The organism is Acinetobacter sp. 129952 (assembly GCF_056642055.1).
Genome location: NZ_JBWVSU010000011.1, coordinates 26,838 through 48,334, shown reverse-complemented (window position 1 = coordinate 48,334; position 21,497 = coordinate 26,838). Strand labels below are relative to the sequence as shown.

General features: G+C 42.7%; 19 protein-coding genes and 1 pseudogene. 14 read left to right on the top strand and 6 right to left on the bottom strand.

The genetic code is table 11. The features are described 5' to 3' along the window. Positions 1–34: 34 nt before the first annotated feature. On the bottom strand, positions 35–1,405 hold the full coding sequence (locus AC1IR0_RS12475; protein WP_004281715.1) for a uracil-xanthine permease family protein: 1,371 nt from the start codon (positions 1,403–1,405) through the stop codon (positions 35–37). Between the two features lie 174 nt (positions 1,406–1,579). Here AC1IR0_RS12475 and typA point away from each other — a divergent pair, with 174 nt between their 5' ends. Further along, on the top strand, positions 1,580–3,418 hold the full coding sequence (typA, locus tag AC1IR0_RS12470) for a translational GTPase TypA (RefSeq protein WP_004281716.1): 1,839 nt from the start codon (positions 1,580–1,582) through the stop codon (positions 3,416–3,418). A gap of 177 nt (positions 3,419–3,595) precedes the next feature. After that, positions 3,596–4,036: a large conductance mechanosensitive channel protein MscL gene (gene mscL / locus AC1IR0_RS12465; protein WP_004281717.1), complete on the top strand. Its 441-nt coding sequence runs from the start codon at positions 3,596–3,598 to the stop codon at positions 4,034–4,036. Between the two features lie 82 nt (positions 4,037–4,118). On the opposite strand, the gene AC1IR0_RS12460 is transcribed toward mscL, so the two are convergent. Beyond that, complete coding sequence (locus tag AC1IR0_RS12460) at positions 4,119–4,403, bottom strand: peptidylprolyl isomerase (protein ID WP_005266020.1); 285 nt, start codon at positions 4,401–4,403, stop codon at positions 4,119–4,121. After that, positions 4,400–5,260 (bottom strand): bifunctional DNA-formamidopyrimidine glycosylase/DNA-(apurinic or apyrimidinic site) lyase, encoded by an 861-nt coding sequence (gene mutM, locus AC1IR0_RS12455; protein ID WP_409666055.1) that lies wholly within the window; start codon positions 5,258–5,260, stop codon positions 4,400–4,402. Before mutM ends, AC1IR0_RS12460 begins: the two co-directional genes overlap by 4 nt. Before the next feature lie 399 nt (positions 5,261–5,659). Here mutM and AC1IR0_RS12450 point away from each other — a divergent pair, with 399 nt between their 5' ends. The 3 genes from AC1IR0_RS12450 (at position 5,660) to AC1IR0_RS12440 (ending at position 9,111) form a co-directional block, all read left to right on the top strand. Beyond that, positions 5,660–6,922, top strand: coding sequence for a carbohydrate porin (locus AC1IR0_RS12450; RefSeq protein WP_409666053.1), 1,263 nt, complete (start codon positions 5,660–5,662; stop codon positions 6,920–6,922). A 92-nt stretch (positions 6,923–7,014) separates the two neighbouring features. Beyond that, positions 7,015–8,124, top strand: a complete 1,110-nt coding sequence (locus AC1IR0_RS12445; protein ID WP_409666051.1) for an NADH:flavin oxidoreductase/NADH oxidase — start codon at positions 7,015–7,017, stop codon at positions 8,122–8,124. A 60-nt stretch (positions 8,125–8,184) separates the two neighbouring features. Beyond that, positions 8,185–9,111, top strand: a complete 927-nt coding sequence (locus tag AC1IR0_RS12440) for an AEC family transporter (RefSeq protein WP_409666049.1) — start codon at positions 8,185–8,187, stop codon at positions 9,109–9,111. An 81-nt stretch (positions 9,112–9,192) separates the two neighbouring features. Here the strand turns inward: AC1IR0_RS12440 and AC1IR0_RS12435 are convergent, their stop codons facing one another. Beyond that, entirely contained in the window at positions 9,193–9,990 is a 798-nt protein-coding gene (locus tag AC1IR0_RS12435; RefSeq protein WP_409666047.1) for a tetratricopeptide repeat protein, read from the bottom strand. A gap of 263 nt (positions 9,991–10,253) precedes the next feature. Here AC1IR0_RS12435 and AC1IR0_RS12430 point away from each other — a divergent pair, with 263 nt between their 5' ends. Then, entirely contained in the window at positions 10,254–10,499 is a 246-nt protein-coding gene (locus AC1IR0_RS12430; protein ID WP_004645929.1) for a hypothetical protein, read from the top strand. Between the two features lie 52 nt (positions 10,500–10,551). Here the strand turns inward: AC1IR0_RS12430 and ygfZ are convergent, their stop codons facing one another. Together ygfZ and AC1IR0_RS12420 are read right to left on the bottom strand one after the other, a co-directional pair. Further along, complete coding sequence (gene ygfZ, locus AC1IR0_RS12425) at positions 10,552–11,277, bottom strand: CAF17-like 4Fe-4S cluster assembly/insertion protein YgfZ (RefSeq protein ID WP_153566454.1); 726 nt, start codon at positions 11,275–11,277, stop codon at positions 10,552–10,554. Positions 11,278–11,391: 114 nt separating this feature from the next. Further along, positions 11,392–13,524 carry a multicopper oxidase family protein gene (locus tag AC1IR0_RS12420; RefSeq protein WP_409666045.1) on the bottom strand — a complete coding sequence of 711 codons (2,133 nt, stop codon included), beginning with the start codon at positions 13,522–13,524 and terminating at the stop codon, positions 11,392–11,394. A gap of 515 nt (positions 13,525–14,039) precedes the next feature. Here AC1IR0_RS12420 and acnD point away from each other — a divergent pair. From acnD to AC1IR0_RS12380, 8 genes and pseudogenes are all read left to right on the top strand, one after another. Continuing rightward, positions 14,040–16,658, top strand: coding sequence for a Fe/S-dependent 2-methylisocitrate dehydratase AcnD (gene acnD, locus AC1IR0_RS12415; RefSeq protein ID WP_479741432.1), 2,619 nt, complete (start codon positions 14,040–14,042; stop codon positions 16,656–16,658). 525 nt (positions 16,659–17,183) lie between these two features. Further along, positions 17,184–17,327, top strand: a complete 144-nt coding sequence (locus AC1IR0_RS12410) for a zinc ribbon-containing protein (RefSeq protein ID WP_004645925.1) — start codon at positions 17,184–17,186, stop codon at positions 17,325–17,327. A 270-nt stretch (positions 17,328–17,597) separates the two neighbouring features. Further along, positions 17,598–17,975, top strand: a complete 378-nt coding sequence (locus AC1IR0_RS12405; protein ID WP_180038987.1) for a hypothetical protein — start codon at positions 17,598–17,600, stop codon at positions 17,973–17,975. Between the two features lie 146 nt (positions 17,976–18,121). Next, positions 18,122–18,343 (top strand): annotated as a pseudogene (locus AC1IR0_RS12400) (hypothetical protein). A gap of 114 nt (positions 18,344–18,457) precedes the next feature. Further along, positions 18,458–18,721, top strand: a complete 264-nt coding sequence (locus AC1IR0_RS12395) for a hypothetical protein (RefSeq protein ID WP_114541035.1) — start codon at positions 18,458–18,460, stop codon at positions 18,719–18,721. Positions 18,722–19,251: 530 nt separating this feature from the next. After that, entirely contained in the window at positions 19,252–19,500 is a 249-nt protein-coding gene (locus AC1IR0_RS12390) for a DUF6868 family protein (RefSeq protein WP_409666040.1), read from the top strand. A 122-nt stretch (positions 19,501–19,622) separates the two neighbouring features. After that, complete coding sequence (locus AC1IR0_RS12385; protein WP_005104124.1) at positions 19,623–20,336, top strand: SIMPL domain-containing protein; 714 nt, start codon at positions 19,623–19,625, stop codon at positions 20,334–20,336. A gap of 84 nt (positions 20,337–20,420) precedes the next feature. After that, positions 20,421–21,086 carry a pseudouridine synthase gene (locus AC1IR0_RS12380; RefSeq protein ID WP_153566458.1) on the top strand — a complete coding sequence of 222 codons (666 nt, stop codon included), beginning with the start codon at positions 20,421–20,423 and terminating at the stop codon, positions 21,084–21,086. The last annotated feature ends 411 nt before the right edge of the window (positions 21,087–21,497 follow it).

Genomic DNA, 21,497 nt, shown 5'->3' with positions numbered 1-21,497 from the left:
AGTCTGACCTAGACAGTGTTCTTTGGACATGAAATTACTTCTTTGTTTCAGGAAGTACTACATTCAGAATAAGGGCAGCGATACCACCAGTAGCAACGCCTGAGCTAAAGATATTACGGAATAACTCAGGAAGATGTTCAAGAATTTGTGGAACTTGTGCAACACCTAAACCCAGTGCTAATGAAATCGCAATAATCAGCAGGGCACGACGGTCCAGATGGACACCAGACAGAATGTTAATACCAGAGGCTGCGACTGCACCAAACATCACCATCACTGCACCACCCAGTACCGCTTGCGGAACGGCCTGAATAATACCAGCAACTGCAGGCAACAAACCAAGAATAACCAGCAAAGCAGCAATCCAGATGCCGACATAACGACTCGCTACACCCGTCAACTGAATTACACCATTGTTCTGTGCAAATACTGAACTTGGGAAGGTGTTAAAAATACCGGCAAGGAATGAATTCGCGCCATTCACCAGTACACCGCCTTTAATGCGCTGCATCCATTTTGGACCATCAACTGGCTGGTTGGAAAGCTTTGAAGTCGCAGTGATATCACCAATCGCTTCTAAAGAAGTCACCAGATAAATGAATGCCATCGGAATAAACAGACTCCAGGAGAAGCTTAAACCGAAATGCATTGGGGTTGGAATCTGTACCAGTGGTGCATCTTTCAGACCAGAGAAATCCAGATGGCCCATAAAGCCTGCCAGAACATAACCACAGATCAGGGCGATTAAAATGGCAGAACTTTTTACCCAGGTAATCCGGATACGGTTCAGGATAATGATCAACGCCAGGACGGTACAAGACATGATCAGGTTGTCGGCATTGGCAAAAGTTTTATCGCTCATGGCCTGATAACCACCGCCCATGCTGATTAAACCTTCTTTAATTAAGGTCAAACCAATCAGCAGAACCACAATACCGGTGACCAAAGGGGTAATCAGTTTTTTGATCCAAGGCAGAATTTGTGACACGCCCATTTCAATAAATGCACCTGCAATCACCACACCAAAAATAGAAGCCATGACTGCTTCTACAGGTGTGCCTGCAGCCACCATAGCTGAACCAATACCAATAATTGGACCGATGAAGTTAAAGCTGGTTCCTTGGACAATCAGCAGACCGGCACCAAAAGGTCCGACTTTTTTAGACTGTAAAAAAGTCGCGATGCCCGAGATCACCAAGGACATGGATAAAATCATGTTGGTGTCTTCTTTGGAAACACCAAGCGCCAAACAAATCAGCAGGCCAGGGGTCACAATCGGGACAATAATTGCCAGTAAGTGCTGGAATGCAGCTAAAAAAGCAATCAGTGGTTTTGGTCGATCTTCCAGACCATATACCAGGTCGAGTTGATCTTTAGAAGGAGGAGATTGATTAAAATCAGACATGTGTCAATGCAAATTAAGGCTGGGTGGCGCTATTCTAATCGAGTTACACGTCTTTACAAAATCAAAAAATCCCCAACGGAGCAAAAAAAGTTGAGGAGTGTGGTTACAGTGACTATAAAAGTTTTGTATTTTTCTGTATAATTTGCCCTCAAATTACATACGCATTGAATTTACATGTCAGATATTAAAACTCTCCGTAACATCGCCATTATTGCGCACGTCGATCATGGTAAAACCACTCTTGTAGACAAACTTTTGCAACAATCAGGTGCTCTCGGTGATCGCGCGGGTGAGATCGAGCGTGTCATGGATTCTGGCGCTATTGAAAGCGAACGTGGTATTACCATTCTTGCAAAAAACACTGCAATCAAATGGTTAGATGAACGTACCAATACTGAATACCGCATTAACATCGTGGACACCCCGGGACACGCCGATTTCGGTGGTGAAGTTGAACGTGTAATGTCGATGGTTGACTGCGTACTTCTTCTTGTAGACTCACAAGAAGGCCCAATGCCACAAACTCGTTTCGTAACGCAAAAAGCGTTCGCACGTGGTTTGAAACCAATCGTGATTATTAACAAAGTCGACAAGCCAAGCGCGCGTCCAGACTGGGTAATTGACCAAGTATTTGATTTGTTCGATAACTTAGGTGCTTCTGACGAACAGTTAGACTTCCCAGTTGTTTATGCTTCAGGCCTTCGTGGTGTTGCTGGTCCTTCTCCGGAAGAACTTGCTGAAGACATGACTCCGTTGTTCCAAACGATCGTAGACATCGTTGAACCACCAGCAGTTGATGTTGATGGCCCATTCCAAATGCAAGTATCTTCACTTGACTATAACAGCTTCGTAGGCGTTATCGGTATTGGTCGTATCCAGCGCGGTTCAGTGAAATTAAACACACAAGTAACTGTAATCGATAAAGATGGCAAAACACGTAACGGCCGTATCTTAAAAATCATGGGTTATCATGGTCTAGATCGCGTTGACGTTGAAGAAGCTTCTGCAGGCGATATCGTTTGTGTAACGGGTATCGATGCACTCAATATTTCTGACACCATCTGTGATCCGAAAAATGTTGAAGCTTTACCTCCATTATCTGTAGATGAACCTACAGTATCGATGACATTCCAGGTAAACAACTCACCGTTTGCTGGTAAAGAAGGTAAGTTCGTAACTTCACGTAATATCCGTGAACGTCTAGACCGCGAATTGATTCACAACGTAGCATTACGTGTTGAAGATACTGACAGCCCAGACCGTTTCAAAGTATCTGGTCGTGGTGAACTTCACCTTTCAGTTCTTATTGAAAACATGCGTCGTGAAGGCTTCGAAATGGGCGTATCGCGTCCGCAAGTAATCATCAAAGAAATTGATGGTGAAAAACAAGAGCCATACGAAAACGTTACTTTTGACGTTGAAGAACAGCACCAAGGCGCTGTAATGGAACAAATGGGTCACCGTAAAGGCGAAATGACCAATATGGAAGTTGACGGTAAAGGCCGTATCCGTATTGAGGCAACTGTTCCTTCACGCGGTCTGATTGGTTTCCGTTCTGAATTCCTGACCATGACTTCTGGTACAGGGATCATGACGTCTAGCTTCTCGCACTACGGTCCAATGAAGCAAGGTACTGTTGCAAAACGTCAAAACGGTGTACTGATTTCTATGGTTCAAGGTACTTGCTTGGGCTATGCACTGTTCACACTTCAGGACCGTGGTCGTCTATTCGCGAAACCACAGTTAGAAGTTTATGAAGGTATGATCATCGGTATTAACTCTCGTTCAGACGACATGACAGTTAACCCAACTAAAGCAAAACAGTTAACGAACGTACGTGCTTCTGGTACTGACGATGCGTTAACGCTGGTTCCTGCGATTGAATATACGCTTGAGCAAGCGCTTGAGTTTATTGAAGATGATGAACTAGTAGAAGTAACACCTAAGTCAATCCGTATCCGTAAGCGTTTCTTGACTGAAAACGAACGTAAACGTAACCGTTCAGGTAAATAATCGCTAGATTATTTCGGGTTTTCAAAAACCGTAATCTTTTCGAAGATTACGGTTTTTTTATATTTACGTTATGCTTAAATCATAATTTACTAAAACGCATTAAACTAAGTCAAAATTAAAAGTATTTATTCAGGTATAATTTGACCCAAAACTTGAAAATAACATATGGGAGCAGTTATGAGCATTATTCAAGAATTTAAAGAGTTTGCGATCAAAGGCAACATGATGGATCTGGCGATTGGTGTCATTATCGGTGGTGCTTTTAGCAAGATCATCGATTCATTGGTGAAAGACATCATTATGCCTCTAATTACCGTGATCACCGGTGGTGGCGTCGATTTTACGCAAAAATTCTTTATCTTGGGAAGAAACCCAGACAATTTACAATCTCTGGATGCTTTGACTAAGGCGGGTGTGAATGTACTGACTTACGGTAACTTTTTAACGATTTTAATTAATTTCTTAATCTTGGCTTGGGTCGTATTTTTATTGGTGAAGTTCATGAACCGTTTACGTAAACAAGAAGGCCCAGTCGAGGAAACTCCGACTACCCCAGCCGATATTGAATTGCTGCGTGAAATTCGTGATGAATTGAAAAAGCGTCCACCTCAAGTCTAATTTTTCTAATCCCCCTAAATCCCCTTTATAAAAGGGGAACTTCTCCCTTTAACAAAGGGAGGTAGGGAGGGATTTATAAATATTAAAAATCCATCCGAAACTTGATTTCGACCAAATGAAAACCAAACTGGCTTTTGATCGGGCCATGTAATACACGTTCTGCTGCAGTGAAAACCAGTTTATCAATGACCGGAACCAGTTGACCTTTCTTTACTTCACCTAGCTCACCGCCACGTTTGGCAGAATTACAGGTTGAATACTGTTTGGCGATTTTATTGAAGTCGGCGCCACTTAAAATCTTCTTTTTAAGCTGTTCAGCAGTTTCTCTATCTTTGACCAGAATATGACGCACAATGGCTGTTTTCATGACTTTTTCCCTCGTACAGTTGCCACTTTTTTGACAGGGAGCTGGATCTTTTTCAAAGGTTGGCACTCAGGACAAAAAACTGAAGCCCGTTGTCCCAATTTAATATTTTCAAGTGTGGTCTCGCAGTTCACACACATTTCACCGGCACGGCCATAAGCCAGCAGGGTTTGCTGAAAATAGCCATTTTCGCCCATGGCATTGGTGTAGTCTCTTAAGGTTGAACCACCCAGATCAATTGCCTGTTTCAAGATACGCTTGATTTCCAGCACTAGCTTTTCAATCTGCACCAAGCTTAACATCGAGGCCGGTTGTGCTGGATGAATCCCCAGATTAAACAGACTTTCGGTCGCATAAATATTGCCTACGCCCACCACCACATGGTTATCCATAATTGCAACTTTGGTGCCAACATTTTTATTCTTCAATTTTTCAAATAAATACTCCGCATTAAAGTTCTCGCTTAAAGGTTCTGGCCCCAACGTGTCAATCAATTTGCTTTGTGATTGTGCATCCAGCCAAAGAATGCAGCCAAAACGGCGAGGGTCATGATAACGCAGTTCGATATCTTCAAACTGAATGATCAGATGGTCATGTTTGCGCAACTCTTCATTGCCATCGCATAGACGAAAACTCCCCGACATGCCCAAATGCCAGAGCATGGCGTCATGCTCAAACTCTGCCAAAATATATTTAGAACGGCGAGTGAGATTCAGTAATTTTTGCCCCACCAGCTTTTCTATATTCTCCGGAATAGGCCAGCGCAAACTTGACTGACGCACTTCAACACGTTTTACGCGTTGCTCCAATAAAGGCAATAAACTGGTTTTGGTGGTTTCAACTTCTGGTAATTCAGGCATAACACATCAGTGGCGAGGGAGATGCAGCTAATATTGGGTGAATTGGCCGGGATTGCAAGCGTTAATCTGGGCGAAATCGCTGGAAAATGACTGGGTATTTCATATTTATTTAAGCTGTAATTGTTTAAAGAATAAACTAGGTTTCTATTTTTTTATAACAAATTTTCTTGGGAGTAAATCGAATAGAAAATATCAATAAATTATAAGTTAATGAAAAATATATAAATAATTTGAAATTGTTAAAATAAAAATTATATTTTTATGTTTAAGGCATAACTAAAAGTTTAATGAGTAATAAAAAAAATGCTGAGAATTTATATGAAAAGTTATGTAAATTCATGCACCTAATAGCAATTTAAAAACCTTGCTTATTTTTCTCTCCGAATGTTTAGGTTTTACATGAAATATTTAGGTCTAGCTCTATTGCCTTTAATGGCTGCCATGACAACCGCTCAGGCGGAATCTGCATTTGATCCACAAGGTCAGTATTTACTGGGGGACTGGAATGGTCAACGTACAGAACTGGCCCAACAGGGAATTACATTTGAAGCCAATCTATTAACCGATACTGCTTATCTTGCTGATGGTGGTCGTAATGACGGCGCAGATCCATTAACTTCTGCCCAATTATGGCTAGGTACTCAACTGGATATGGAAAAGCTGGCGGGATGGAATGGTGTCACTGTACGTGCCGCGATGACTGCACGTCAGGGTCAAAGTACCTCTGTTCGTGACTTGCAGGATCCTAGCGCACCGCAACTGGCCAATGTACAAGGCACTTTTGGACGTGGTAATCAGGATAGCCGTCTGAGTGAGCTGTCTATTGAAAAGAATTATAAAGACCAGGGGCTCAGTATTAAGGCGGGTCGTCTTGGTCTGGGTATGGACTTTAATGTCATGGCTTGTGATTTTGCCAGTACGGCATTTTGTGCTGCTCAGATGGGTAAATGGCAGGGCAATATCTGGATGAATACGCCTGTAGCACAATGGGGTGCGCGCGTGAAGCAGCAACTCAATCCTGAACTTGCGGTACAAGTCGGTGTGTATGAGTTTAATCCGGATAATGGTAATGGCGCTAAAGAAGGTCAGGGCTGGAGTCTGGATACCGACCATGCAGATGGCGTGACAATTCCGGCAGAAGTAATCTGGACACCGAAATCATGGGTGAATGGCCTGCCAGGCAGCTACCGTGTCGGCGGGATGTACAATACTGCCGATGATGTTGCCAACCAAAAAGATATTGCCAATCCTACTGATGCCAAAAACCGTACCTTTGCTGGTTGGTTAGCTGTAGAGCAACAGTTAACGTCTACAGGTCAGGGCCGTCAGGGTTTGCATTCATTTGCCAACTTTACTTGGCATGACCGCGATACCAATAAAGTGGATAATTCACAACAAATCGGTGTGAAATATATCGGTCTTGCGGACAGCCAGCCGAATGATATTTTAGGTCTGGCGGTCAATCGTGTACATATTAATGACCGGATCAAGAATCTGAATTTTGATGCGAGTGCAGAATACAATATTGAACTGAACTATAGCTATAACGCAACAAAGTGGCTAATGCTGCGTCCAAACCTGCAATATGTCATTAATCCAGGTTCAAGCAACAATGTGGATGATGCACTGGTACTCGGTTTGACTACACGAATCATCTTCTAAAGTTTGATCGTTCACGTTATAACTAAACAGGCTCTTGGGAGCCTGTTTTTATTTCTAGAGTGAAACTGTGCAATAAAAAGAGGAAATACAGCGTGGCATTACTATTTCAACCTATTCAATTTGGATCACTGCAACTTCAAAATAAAATCGTAATTGCGCCGATGTGTCAGTACTCTGCAACAGAGCAGGGGGAAATTACCTATTGGCACGAGCAGCAATGGGCCAACTATGCCTTATCGGGTGCAGGTTTATGTATTATCGAAGCGACTGCGGTACAGCCAGAAGGCCGGATCAGTTATGCCGATCTGGGCTTGTGGAATAACGAACAGGCAAAGCAGATCAAGACCTTACTGGAAAAAGTCAAATCCATTTCCCCGATGCCTTTTGCGATTCAACTCGCACATGCAGGGCGTAAAGCTTCAACAGATAAACCATGGGCAGGTAAAGGTCAGTTTAAGCCGGATGAAGCACATGGCTGGCAAACTGTTTCTGCCAGTGATATTCCTTTTCAGGCCGATGAACATCCACCCAAAGCCTTAAGCCAGTCGGAAATTGAGCAGGTCATTGCTGACTTTGCAGAAAGTGCCAAACGTGCAGTTGATGCCGGTTTTGACCTGATTGAGCTGCATGCAGCGCATGGTTATTTACTGCATCAGTTCATGTCACCACTTTCAAATAAACGTGATGATCAGTATGGCGGTTCACTGGAAAACCGGATTCGCCTGACTCTGGAAGTATTACAAGCCATGAAAGCGGCGGTTCCAGAAGGTTATCCAATTGGAGTGCGTATTTCAGCCAGCGACTGGATGGATCAGCCAGATAGCTGGACTATTGATTCTTCAATTGAGTTGTCCAAAGCACTGGAAGCTGCGGGTGCTGCCTATATTCATATTTCCAGTGCCGGCTTACATGCCAAACAGAACATTGAGGTGAAACCGAATTATCAGGTGCCTTTTGCAGATGCGATCAAGAAAGTCGTGAATATTCCCGTGATTGCCGTCGGTTTGATTACTGAACCTAAGCAGGCAGAAGATATTTTACAAAAGGGCCAAGCGGATGCCATCGCACTGGCTCGTGCCATTCTTTATGATCCCCATTGGCCTTGGCATGCAGCGGCAGCACTTGAGGAAAAAATCAAAATTTCACCGCAATATCTGCGCTGTGCACCGCATGGTTTGAATCACCTGTTTGAGCCTTTTTAACACTGCTTTAGTCTCAGAAATTCTTATAATGGAATATCACTGGCAAGAGGATACTGCATTATGATTTTTGCGGTCATTGTGCCCATATTTTTATTGTTGGCACTGGGTTATCTGACTGTAAAGAGTCAAGTGTTAAACAAAGAACAGGTGGGGACGGTCGGTGCTTTTGTGATTAAAGTAGCCTTGCCCTTGCTGTTCTTTCAGTCCCTTGCCTCCAAAGACCTGCATGAAATCTGGTATTTTGAATACTTTGCCGTGTATAGCAGCGTGACCTTACTGCTCTATGGTAGCGGTTTCTGGATCATGCGCCGTCATTTTAAAAATACGCATTCGCAAAGTGCAGTGCTGTCGCTGGGCGCTGCAATGTCGAATACCGGCCTGATTGGTACGGCTGTGCTCAGCTTATTGATTGGGCAACAGGCGATGACCTATACCTCTCTGGTGGTGATCATCGAAAGCGTGTTGCTGATTCCGCTGGTGCTGGTCATGGCGGCGCTGGGCACACAACATCAGGCAAATCTCGGCGCTATTTTGAAAAGTGTGCTACTGACCTTGCTAAAGAATCCCTTATTTATGGGGGTGATGCTCGGCATGGCCTGTGCGGTTTTCCAGATTAAAATTCCAGTCTATCTCGATCAGGTCTTCGCCTTGATTGGTCAGACAGCCTCACCATTGGCCCTGTTTGCCATTGGCGGCGGGATCGTGGGAATGAGTCTGAAATATGTCAATCTGCAAAGTTTCTATCTGGTATTTTCCAGCAATATCATGATGCCGGTATTGATGTATCTGGGACTGAGCCAGTTAACTGATTTAAGTCAGGAAATGGTCCATGCCGGTACGCTCATTGCAGCTTTGCCGATGCCGACGATTTTTGGCATGTTGGGACAGGCGTATGGTCTGAATGATCGAACTTTAACACCATTGTTGATGAGTACCATTGCCGGTTTTATCGTGACCAGTGGCTTAATTGCCTTGTGGTGGGGATAATCTTTTAGAAGATAAATGCTCTGCTATTAAAAAGCCCCAAATTGCATGGGGCTTTTTATATTTTAATTTTGTGGAATTAACCTAACTCTTTTTCGCAGGTGCTTTTTTCTGCTCAGCCAGCATTTTGTCTACCGCTGCCAAAGACTCTTTGGCCTGTGGAACATTTTGCTGCGCCAGTGCGGCAAAGATTTTCTTCGCTTCTGGCAGATTTTGCGGAACAATACTGCCATTGGCAAACATATTGCCCACTGCCATCAGCGCCGGAATATAACCTTTTTTGGCCAGTTCCTGAATGCTGCTTAGACCTTGCTGAATCGGTTTTTCATCTTTCTTTTTGAAACCGCTGCTGATGTCATATAAGGCTTTGGCATGAATGGCCTGCATATTGCCTTTGGTGATCAACGGTTGTAGCTTTTGCAGTCCGGCTTTATTTGACGCTGCCGTATTTTCAGAAAATAGCAGTATGGCCAGATCAATGCTGGCATCATCAAACTTGGCTGCCGAAGCGCGTTCCAGATGCTGTTTGGCTTTGGTCAAATCCTGTTTGAGTCCGAGTGTGCCGGCCGCGTAATTTTTACCCAATACATAATTGGCCACCGGATAGCCTTTGCTGGCTGCCTGCTCGTAAAGCTGAATGGCTTTTTTCTCGTCCTTGGCTGTACCTTGGCCGGTTTGGGTCAAATAGCCTAAGTTATATAAAGCCTGGGCGTTTCCTTGACTGGCCAATTGATTCAAAGCATCATAGGCACCTTTAAAATTATTGGCTTTGACCATGGCCTCAACTTTTTGAAATTGGGGATCGACTTGATCTTTTACGGTATTTGCCAAAGCGAATTGCGCAGAAACGGCAAGAACTGCAGCGAGTACTAATTTTTTCATGGTTCCTATAACCTTATTATTGCTGGCACCTTATTCCTTGGTGCGGTTTTAATCATTTTCACTTACATCATAAAAGGATTTTGTGCTTTGTAAATATACAATTTGTCACTAAATACAAATCATCGAAGCACAATACACCGATTAAATCGATGCATGATTCGGACAGGTTTCTGATCAATCCTGCAGATATCAAAAGGATTGCTTTGCTTCAGCTGACTTCTCTGTTTAAATCTCGGTTTGAATCAGACTCCCAGGATTTCACCATGTTTGTCAAAACCATTAAACGTCACTATGACAGAATCAATGCTGATGAATCGATTGCCGATGAAGACAAGATTGATGCGCTGCTGATGAAACTTGGGGCAGAGTTTTTGATGAGTCAGGAAGACCGGGTATATGTCTTTCAAAAAGGTGAACTCACGGCAAAGTTTGATGCCAAACATGCGCGAGCCTATCATTTCAAAGACTATGTCGTGAAAGACATGAACAAGCTGTTTCATGGTTTCTAAAACAAAAAAGCCAAGAATTTCATCTTGGCTTTTTTTATGTGCTAAGCACTCATTATTGCGGACGCGCCACATCACCACTTAAGGCTTCAGGAAGTTCCAGAACTTCGAGACCTAGCTCAGTCAATGCCTCAGGTTTTGCGACCACGAGTGCTTTATAACCGGTATCAGTCGTGATGCTATTGACGATTTCAACATCATTACTCAGTTTGGTCGCAACATCAGGCGCGACACCTGTGCCTTGAACCAGATGTAACCAGTGTTTTGGCTTGGCTTTAAACCACAAGCGTGCAATGACTTCCTGACCCAGGTAGCAACCTTTATCGTAGTGGATGCCTTCGCGTTGATGCAAACGTAATTCTTGTGGTTGAAACAGGGTCGCGGTGGCAGCCTGAATCCAGGCCTGGCCCGATTCAATGGCTTGCTGTTCCCACATCGTCACATCGGTTTCAGTCGCCACAAAGTCAGTATGAATGCCATTGATGACTGGATAAACCGAACCGACCAATTCCAGTTTCATTTTTGAAAAGGCGCCAAATTTTTTAATATGATTGGCCAGCTCCATGGACTGATCTTCAGTGCTGACGATTTCAAAGCTTTCTGGACTGATTTTTTTAAGCCATAAGCCAAATTGAATGCGTCCTTTCAGACTGCAGATTGCAGTATAGCGGGTCTGGTTTTCCGCCAAAGTTTCAGTATTCAAAGTCACCTGACCTTGAAGGAATTTTTGTGCATCTACACCATTCAGACTAAACAATGTAAAAGCAGGAGACGCTGCCATAATAAGCCCCGGTTTGAATACTATAAATCAATGCAGTTATTGTGCAGCAAGCATCAAATAGAGGCAAACAAAAAAGCCAACAATCGAAATCATTGGCTTTTAGCGAGCAGATCTTTAGTGGTGATGACTAGCCGGTAATGGCGAATCACAAGGGAATTTGCCTCCACAGACCCGTACGGTTTCCATCATGCCCTGATCTTCATGGTCGAGGATATGACAATGTTGTACAAAGTCACCTTCAAATTTCTTGTAATGGCTGCGGATAATATAGGTATAGTTTTGTTTTACAAAAAGCGTGTCCTTAAATTGTCCTTTCATGCCACGGTATTGCACATCATCCAGAACTGGATTCACCGGATCTTCTGGGGCTATTGCCTCACTGACATCCTTACCTTGGGGATTCAAAATTTTAACAATCTGGAACGGGTTAACATGAATATGGAACGGATGGCCACCAAAACCGGCGCTGGTCAGTTCCCATTCATCAGTCTGTCCAACTTGTAACTGACGGACATATTCACCCTCCACTGAACCATCTCCATCAAAGAAATCTCCGAAACTCAGTGTATCTCCATCTTTTTTATGCCGGAAGCCAAATTTGAATACGCCAGTTCTAGGGTCGGGACCGAGCGAAAAAGCACTATATTGTTTTGGTCGGGCAGCAACTACTTTATCAATTTCCGGTGTCATCAGTGATGGATGATCACTAAACGCAGAAAGATTAAGCTGAGATAACTGGGTCTGGATGTCTTTGCTTAAACCAATTTTTTGTGCCCGATCTTTCAGGAACTGGGCAGCAGTCTGAGCCTTGGTCTTGGTTGCTTTTACATTGACCCATCCCAGCAGTTGGGCATTGAAGCGGTGATTTGGAGCAATTTGAGGGCCTACATTCGGTAATGGCGCGTTAATTTCATCATCGATATTCAATTTGGTGTCAAAAAGGCAGTATCTATTGGTGGTCGGAAAGGCAACCATTGCATCATGACGATAACCAGGATGGAACACGGACAGGGTTCTGGTCTGTACATGATTCATGGTTAAGCCATCTTGCGCGATGGTATGCACATTCAGGCTATTCAGTTTCTCAAATTCAGCTTTCTTGTCTGCCTCCTGATAGGCTGAACAGGCTTTAATGGTTTGCTCTGCAGTAAATTTACTGGAGTTAGGAATTTCCTTAATGATTAAACCAATGGTATCGCGTACACCGCCATGAATCATGCGCCAGCGGTTAAACTGATTCTGTTCTGCTTTGATCTCACCTAAAATTTTACCATTGATAGAGGTGTAGTAGTTATTGTCGCCCCAGGAGGCAAATGCAGCGAGGTCATTATAATTTTCCAGCATGCCTATACCTACACCTTCACAGTTATTGGGAACAGCGAATGTGACATTAGGATCGGGATTGCTACAGCGATATTGGATTTGCTGGAACAGCAGGATGTTTTCATTCGGATAACTGTTTTTTTCTTTCCATAGAATATCCATATCTCCAGTTGAGGTGACTTTGCCATTTTTGACTTTTGGTGTTCTTGAGCCTTCAACAATCAATGGGCCGGCCATGCCATTCGATACCTGAAGAGCAGTTGAGCCATGCAGATGGGCGTGATACCAGTAAGTCCCTGCGGGATGGTTCGGTTCCATTTTGAACTGATAATCAAATTTTTCCTGAGGTTTGAATTTCAGGAAAACATTATCGCTATTGCCTTGAGGACTGACCCAAAAGCCATGGGTATGCAGGTTGGTGGTATTAAAGCAATGTGGTTCATTTACATTCTCAACATGCGTTGGACAGGTTGTTTCTGCCTCGGGTGGAAGCTGGTTATTCAGGTTAAGCGCCATGGTTTCACCTTGTTTGACCCGAATCTGTGGTCCGACCAATTGATCCTCAATATATTCACCAGTTTTTTTCTTATCAAATAAACTCGGTTTGGTTAAATAGCCTCTCAGCAGCACCTGATCCCATAATCCATTTCTGGGGTTGTAGAGCTTGCTGGTTTTATAGGCCACGATCAGCTCATATTTGCCCTTGGCACTTTTCGGTAACAGAGGTGGGTTGCTAATCAAGCTATCTGATGTTGTCGGAACGGGATGTGAGGGTTTGGGTGGAGGTGTTGGGTGTGAGGGATGAGAAGGTTGGGAGGGGTTAGATGGATTTGACGGCGGCGATGGATTTTTTGTTCCATCCCAACCGCGAGCTAAGAGCGTCAAAATGGCGGCTATAGCTCCGAATATTGCGATTTTCAACATTTCAGTTCTGCCTGTTATGGTTATTGTTTTAATGTGAGGATTGCAAAGAATGTGACATTCGTCACACTGAGATTCTGATAGTTTTGGAAAATCTGCTATCCCAAATTAGGGGATTGAAATTTTGCTAAATGCGGCGGCAGGACAGGCCTATGAAAACCAGTGAGACTATATTTTTTTATCTTTAAAAAAATGCACATAAAATTAATTATTTATTAATGATATTAGTGGTTTATAGTAATATTCAAATAAAAAGATAGAGAAATATTTTGCAACATAAGACTAAAGAATAAGGCGAATTATTCAGATTTTTTTTAGCAAAAGACCGCTTTAAAGCAAAAATTCTAAAGTCTATGTAACAAATTTTTGCGAAAATACCGATTTTTATAATTAAGTAATTGAAAAATATAAAATTTGGGAAATGCTATTTGTGCAGCGTACAATGCTGCTATTACAAAAGTAACTCATCAATATCTATTGATGAATAAAAATAGAGATAAACGAGGGCAGGCAAGCTTATGAACAACAACTACCGTAAACCGCTGCAATCCACCCAGCTGGAATATTATGACGTGCGACAGGCCGTAGAAAATATTCAGCCAGGCGCATATGCCAAACTTCCTTATACTTCCAAAGTCCTGGCAGAGCAGTTGGTGCGTCGTTGTGATCCTGCCATTCTGGAACAGTCTTTACGCCAGCTGATTGAGCGTAAACAGGAACATGATTTTCCCTGGTATCCGGCACGTGTAGTGTGTCATGACATCTTGGGGCAAACGGCACTGGTTGACCTTGCCGGTTTACGTGATGCGATTGCCGATCAGGGCGGTGATCCATCGAAAGTCAATCCGGTAGTTCCAACCCAGCTGATTGTCGATCATTCACTGGCGGTTGAGTTTGGTGGTTTTGATCCGGATGCCTTTGAGAAAAACCGTGCCATTGAAGACCGTCGTAACGAAGACCGTTTCCATTTTATTGAATGGACCAAAACTGCCTTTGAAAATGTTGATGTGATTCCTGCCGGTAATGGCATCATGCACCAGATCAACTTGGAGAAAATGTCTCCGGTGATTCAGAACCGTGATGGTCTGGCATTCCCGGATACCTGTGTTGGTACAGATTCGCATACACCTCATACAGATGCATTGGGCGTGATCTCGATTGGTGTTGGCGGCTTGGAAGCCGAAAACGTGATGTTGGGCCGTGCATCGTGGATGCGTCTGCCAGATATTATCGGTGTGGAATTGGTAGGTCAGCGCAAGCCGGGTATTACCGCAACGGATATCGTCTTGGCATTAACTGAATTCCTGCGTAAAGAGCGTGTGGTTGGCGCATATTTAGAATTCTTTGGTGAAGGTGCTGACAGCATGTCGGTGGGTGATCGCGCCACGATTTCCAACATGACGCCTGAGTATGGCGCAACGGCTGCGATGTTCTATATCGACCAGAACACCATTGATTATCTGACCTTGACCGGTCGTGAGCCTGAGCAAGTCAAACTGGTCGAAACTTATGCCAAAGAGATCGGGCTTTGGGCATCGGATATGACCCAAGCGGAATATCCACGTGTGCTGCATTTCGATTTATCGACTGTGACACGTAATATTGCAGGGCCATCAAATCCGCATGCACGTGTATCTACGGCTGACCTGAAAGAAAAAGGTATTGCCGGTAATCTAGATGCTGCTCGCGCACAAGAAGCAGAAGGCTTAATGCCAGATGGCGCGGTGATTATCGCGGCGATTACCTCTTGTACCAATACCTCAAACCCACGTAATACGGTGGCAGCCGGTTTGCTGGCGCGTAAGGCCAATGAATTGGGCTTGGTCCGTAAGCCTTGGGTAAAATCTTCTTTTGCACCGGGTTCTAAAGCGGCTGCTTTATATTTGGAAGAAGCAGGCGTACTTAAAGATTTAGAAAAATTGGGCTTTGGTATCGTGGCCTATGCATGCACGACCTGTAACGGCATGTCAGGTGCACTCGATCCAAAGATTCAGCAGGAAATTATCGACCGTGACCTGTATGCAACAGCGGTGCTTTCGGGCAACCGTAACTTCGATGGGCGTATTCATCCATATGCGAAACAGGCGTTCTTGGCATCTCCGCCATTAGTGGTAGCTTATGCGATTGCCGGTACGATTCGTTTTGATATCGAAAAAGATGCTTTAGGAAATGATAAAGATGGCAACCCGATTTATCTGAAAGATATCTGGCCATCGGATGAAGAAATTGATGCGCTGGTGAAAGTTGCTGTAAAACCAGAACAATTCAAAAAAATCTATATTCCGATGTTCGACTTGGGTGTGAATGAAAAAGCAACAAGTCCGTTGTATGACTGGCGTCCGCAAAGTACGTATATTCGCCGTCCGCCGTATTGGGAAGGGGCTTTGGCTGCACCGCGTACCTTGTCAAATATGCGTCCGCTGGCGATCTTGGGCGATAACATCACCACTGATCATTTGTCACCATCGAATGCCATTGTGCTCGACAGTGCGTCAGGTGAATACCTGAAAAAAATGGGCGTGCCTGAGGAAGACTTTAACTCTTATGCAACGCATCGCGGTGATCACCTGACGACGCAACGTGCGACTTTTGCCAACCCGAAATTGTTCAATGAAATGGTGGTGCGTTCTGATGGCACGATCAAGCAAGGTTCGAAAGCGCGTGTGGAGCCGGAAGGCGAAGTAATGCGGATGTGGGAAGCGATTGAAATCTACATGAACCGTAAACAGCCGTTGATTATTATTGCTGGTAAGGATTATGGTCAGGGTTCTAGCCGTGACTGGGCGGCGAAAGGTGTGCGTCTGGCAGGTGTAGAAGCAATTGTCGCTGAAGGTTTTGAGCGTATTCACCGTACTAATTTAGTCGGTATGGGCGTTTTACCGCTTGAGTTTAAGCCGGGTACAGATCGTAAGACTTTAGGTCTTGATGGTACTGAGCTGTATAGCGTGATTGGTAATATTGCGCCACGTTCGACTTTAACTTTAGTAATTGAGCGTTCAACCGATGATGGTAAGAACCAGATTATTGAAGTACCAGTCACTTGCCGTCTGGATACTGAAGAAGAAGTACATGTGTATGAAGCGGGTGGGGTATTACAACGCTTTGCACAGGATTTCTTGGAAGGGAATGTGGCTTGATTTAAGTTACTTCTTTTTAATCCACCCCAACCCTCCTTTTTAAAAGGAGGGAGTTCTCATCTTTTTGAAAGATAAGAAGCATTGCTTCGCAAGGGTGAAGTTAAAATTATTGAAGTTGTTTAAAAAGACCCCTACTGTGAAGTGGGATTTTTATTTAGAGCATTAATGTCTTTATCAAGAAAATACAAACAGGTACTTTTCTTTTTATACTTAAGCAATTGAGCTTCCTCAATGATTAAAGACGTCTATAACTTTAAGGGAATATAAAATTTCATATGGCTATGGTGATAATTTTGTATTAACGCACTGCGCTATACTTGGCCTTATGCATCACTTATCTCAATGTTATTAAACTAGTTAACTTGAAAAAAATAATAAATTATCACTTAATTAATGAGTTACTAAATAATAATTAGAAATACTACTTTGCCCAAACGACACTATCATTTACAAAAATGGACAATAGACATTCATCACCAGAGGGTTATACTAGTCAGACCATTTCTAAAACCATGGAGAACAAAGATGGTTACTGCTGGCGAAAAACCCGGAACAGGCTTCTATTTTTGTGTTCAATGCGGACACCGCACCTACTTAGAAATTGGTACTGATCGTTTACCACCGTGTACCAAATGCCAAGGCAATCAATTTAACAATAAGAATGCCTAAGCAAAACAACTCAAACAGTTACCCTCTGTTTTGAATGAAAGCCCTATTACTCGATAGGGCTTTTTGCTGTGGTATCCAAATCTCATACATAGAAATAAAAGATTATTATGAGAAAACAGTTTTATGTTGGGAGGAATCTTAGTTTAAAGCAAAAAATTATAATAAATTCAAAAAATTATTTGAACTCTTAGTATAAAAGGTATAGGTTGTCTGTTTTAAAAATTAGCTAACCACTTAAAATTAAGGTTAGATATTTCCGGGGGGGAAACAATGAAAAAATTTACAGCTTTAATATTAGGCAGTGCAATCCTATTTACTTCAGGTTGTGCCACGATGTTTAATGGTTCAACACAAACTGTGAATATCCGTAGTAACGATGAATTGGCTAAGTTATATGTCAATGAAGAATATATGGGTCAGCGTAATACTGTTTATACTTTCAAAAAGAAAGAAAATTATGTAATTAAAGCAGAGAAGCAAGGCTGCCAAACCAACATCGTTATTCCACAAAAAACTTTTGATCCAACAACCTTATTAGGTGTTTTCTTGGATTGGGGAATTATCTCTATTCTCGTTGTGGATGGTGCTGCTACTGGTGCATGGCAAAAATTCAGCCAGACAAGTTTTGTAGTGGATCCTAATTGTTAAATAGTTCACTCCGATTTAAAAAATATCCCATTAAATAATGGGATATTTTTTTTATAGATTTTATTTTCTTAAAATATTATTGTTTGAAAATTAACCAATAAAACCCCATATAAAACTCTAGATTCACAATGTTTAGGGCAGCTCAATTGCAACATTATCTTGATCTTAATCATGACTCAGGTGTTGCCAATTACGAGATTGGTAACTAGTTTATTCGGGTTCAATTTAAGAAAAACTCGAAAGTTTATACTTATAGCTATAGCAGTTCCGGTTATCAGCATGTCGAAAACATGAAACAGCTCGCTCAATATGGCGATGGTCTGAATGCCTATATCAATCATCATACCCGACAGCTCTTTGTACGATAAAACTGGTCTGCTTCTTGCTTCAGTGAAAGTTCTAGAAGGCAAATATTTTTCTAAAGGATAAATATCTGCCTAGAAATAGTGCAAGTGCATATATTAAAAAGAGGGCTATCACCTATGGATATTCAACAGCACGCACCAGAGTCAGGAAATTTAGATAAAAAAGCCCATTTCTATTCTGCATGGCCACTGATCTTGATTCTTTTTGGGGGCGCGATTGGCTCGGTTTACGCTGTGATCGCTTATTTGCTTAATTTGAAAATTTATAGTTCTGAGTTGACTAGAATTAATAAGGTACTGGCTAATCTTCTGTGCGGGATGTCCGCGATTAGTGCCTGGTGGTTTAGTGCGCAATGGATTCAGGGAACATTCTTTCAATAAAACAGCAATCCTGTCCTGAATATAAATTGCAATAAAGTCTCATTTTGGCGAATAAAAAAGCATAAAAAATTGGAAATGGAATTTATTTCTCTATATGTGGGTTAATAATGAAATAAATTTTCAGATTTAATGCAAATTAAAAAAACATAGGAAATTAATCCCGTCCATCTTTGCCTAATATAGCTTTCAAGGGTGTGATGGGATCGGAAAGAGTAGCATGCTGTGAGCGGCGCAAAACGCGAGTGCAGTACGAACCCAAAAGGTCTCGATTCGGCTTAGGACGCTATAGACCAAAAGTTTATAGGCTATAAGATCAGGTCTTACAAAGAATGATAGTTGAAGTAAACCATTGCGAGTTTTCCCAACACCCTAAAAAATTCTCCAGCAATATACGTAGAATTAAAAATTAAAATAAATATAAATCATAAATTTAAGAAAACTATTTATCCAAGCAGGATACAAATCCATCCTTCATTTATCAGCATGATCTGTTATTTTAAAAACATCAGCTGCCCCCTAGGGGAATCCTCATGAATCTCGATATCTGGTGTCGCTTTTTACTGTTTTGCACACTGATCAATTATGTCATTCTCATGATCTGGTTCGTAGTCTTTGTCTTTGCCCGAAACTGGATGAAACAGGTGCATGGAAAATGGTTTCGGCTGTCAGATGCCAGTTTTGATGTGATTCATTATTCAGGAATGGCTGTGTATAAAATTGGCATTCTGCTGTTTAACCTGACGCCGTTAATTGCAATCTATCTGATAAATCAAGGTTAAGTACGATGTTGTGATTGAATCTTCGAGTGATAAAAATAAGATTGAATTAGTATCATTTTATCGCTACTTGATAGCGTGGCAGGATCAATAAGAACGAAAAAAGATTTCAAAGGAGTTGAAGGATGAATCAATTCAAACCGGCCCTGATTTTAGGCGCCTTGATCGGCTTGGGAATGATTATTGCAGGATGGATTCTGGGCAATAGCGCGCTAAAAATTAAACAGTATGAACGTATAGTTTCGGTCAAAGGTTTGTCGGAACGTGAAGTCAAAGCCGATGTGGCGGTATGGCCAATCCGCTTTAATGCCGGCAGTCAGGATCTGGCCGAATTGTACGATACTATGCAAACCAATACCCAGGAAATTCAGACCTTCTTAAAGAATGAAGGATTTAGCACGGAAGAAATTACCAGTGCTTCACCGAGTATCACCGATAAATACGCCCAGCAATATGGTGGGGATGCCAATGTCGCGCTACGTTATACTGCCAGTCAGACCATTACGGTCTATACCCATAAAATAGATGCAGTGCGTGCGGCACAAAGTCGTCTGGTGGCTTTGGGTCGAAAAGGCATTGCCTTTGCCGGAGATGATTCTGGACAAAGAACGGAATATTTATTTACCAAGCTGAATGACATCAAGCCGGCGATGATTGAACAGGCCACCGAAAATGCGCGCAGTGTAGCCGAAAAATTTGCGGCAGATTCAAAAAGCAGTCTGGGCAAAATCAAGTCCGCCAATCAGGGGCTGTTTAGTATTGAAGATCGCGACAGCAATACCCCGTATTTGAAGAAAGTGCGTGTAGTCTCGACGGTCGATTATTATCTGGCAGATTAAGCTGAGCTGGTCAAGCACGGTAATTGACAGCCCAGAAGCCGCTTGTTATTTTGCGCGCATTGTTCCAGATGCTGTACCCTTAAAATGCCCATTAACCATGACTTTGTCTATTGTCCACCGCAAGAACCGTTGCATATCGTTTATGAAGATGATGATCTGGTGGTGATTGAAAAGCCGGCCGGATTATTGTCGGTTCCGGGGCGTTTACCTGAACATCACGACAGTGCCTATTTGCGGGTACTGGACCAGTATCCGCAGGCCAAAATTACCCATCGTCTGGATATGGCCACCTCCGGTATTTTGATGTTTGCCAAACACCGCGATGCAGAAGTGGCAGTGAGTAAAATGTTTCAGGCACGCACGGTACTTAAAAATTATGTCGCGCTGGTACAAGGCAAACTTGAGGGTGAGGGCAGCGTCGAAGTACCTTTGATTACCGACTGGGAAAACCGTCCGCGTCAGATGGTGCATTTTGAACTGGGCAAGGCCGCCAAAACCTTGTATCAGGCCTTAGAATATCTACCCCAGCAAGACATTAGTCGGGTGTTGTTGACCCCCATTACCGGCCGTTCCCATCAGCTACGAGTGCATATGCTGCATATCGGTCATCCCATTACTGGCGATAAAATTTATCATCCTGAACCCCAGCGCAGTCCTTTAAATCGTATGGCCTTGCATGCCAGTTATTTGGCTTTTACCCAGCCTTTGAGTGGTGTCCCGGTCGAAATAAAGGCAGACATACCATTCTAATTTGATTCTGCTTAATAGTTAGATTCAACCGGACACATGCTTTTTAATCTCATAAATATGATCAGGATCAAGCTCTTAAACTGGGCAATCCGAATAAAAAAGTGTGAGAATTTATTTCGATAACAGCGTGGAAATGAGTGGCTTTATAAGCATGTTCAAATGAAATTTTCTACTGATCCATTGCCTGATCGGCTGTTACTGCAGAATATAAATTTTAATGTTCGGTTTATCTCTTGACGATAAGCCTAGAGATTTTTTATTCTTTTATCTCCCGCTATAGGCCTGATGCCTTTATTTTTATGATTTTTTAACCTTCCTTTCATTATTTTTAAACTTTCAAATTATATCCTTTGATATAAAAAATATCGTAAGTTGTTTCAGAATGGATTTGTCTTGAGCTGGAAAGTAGTC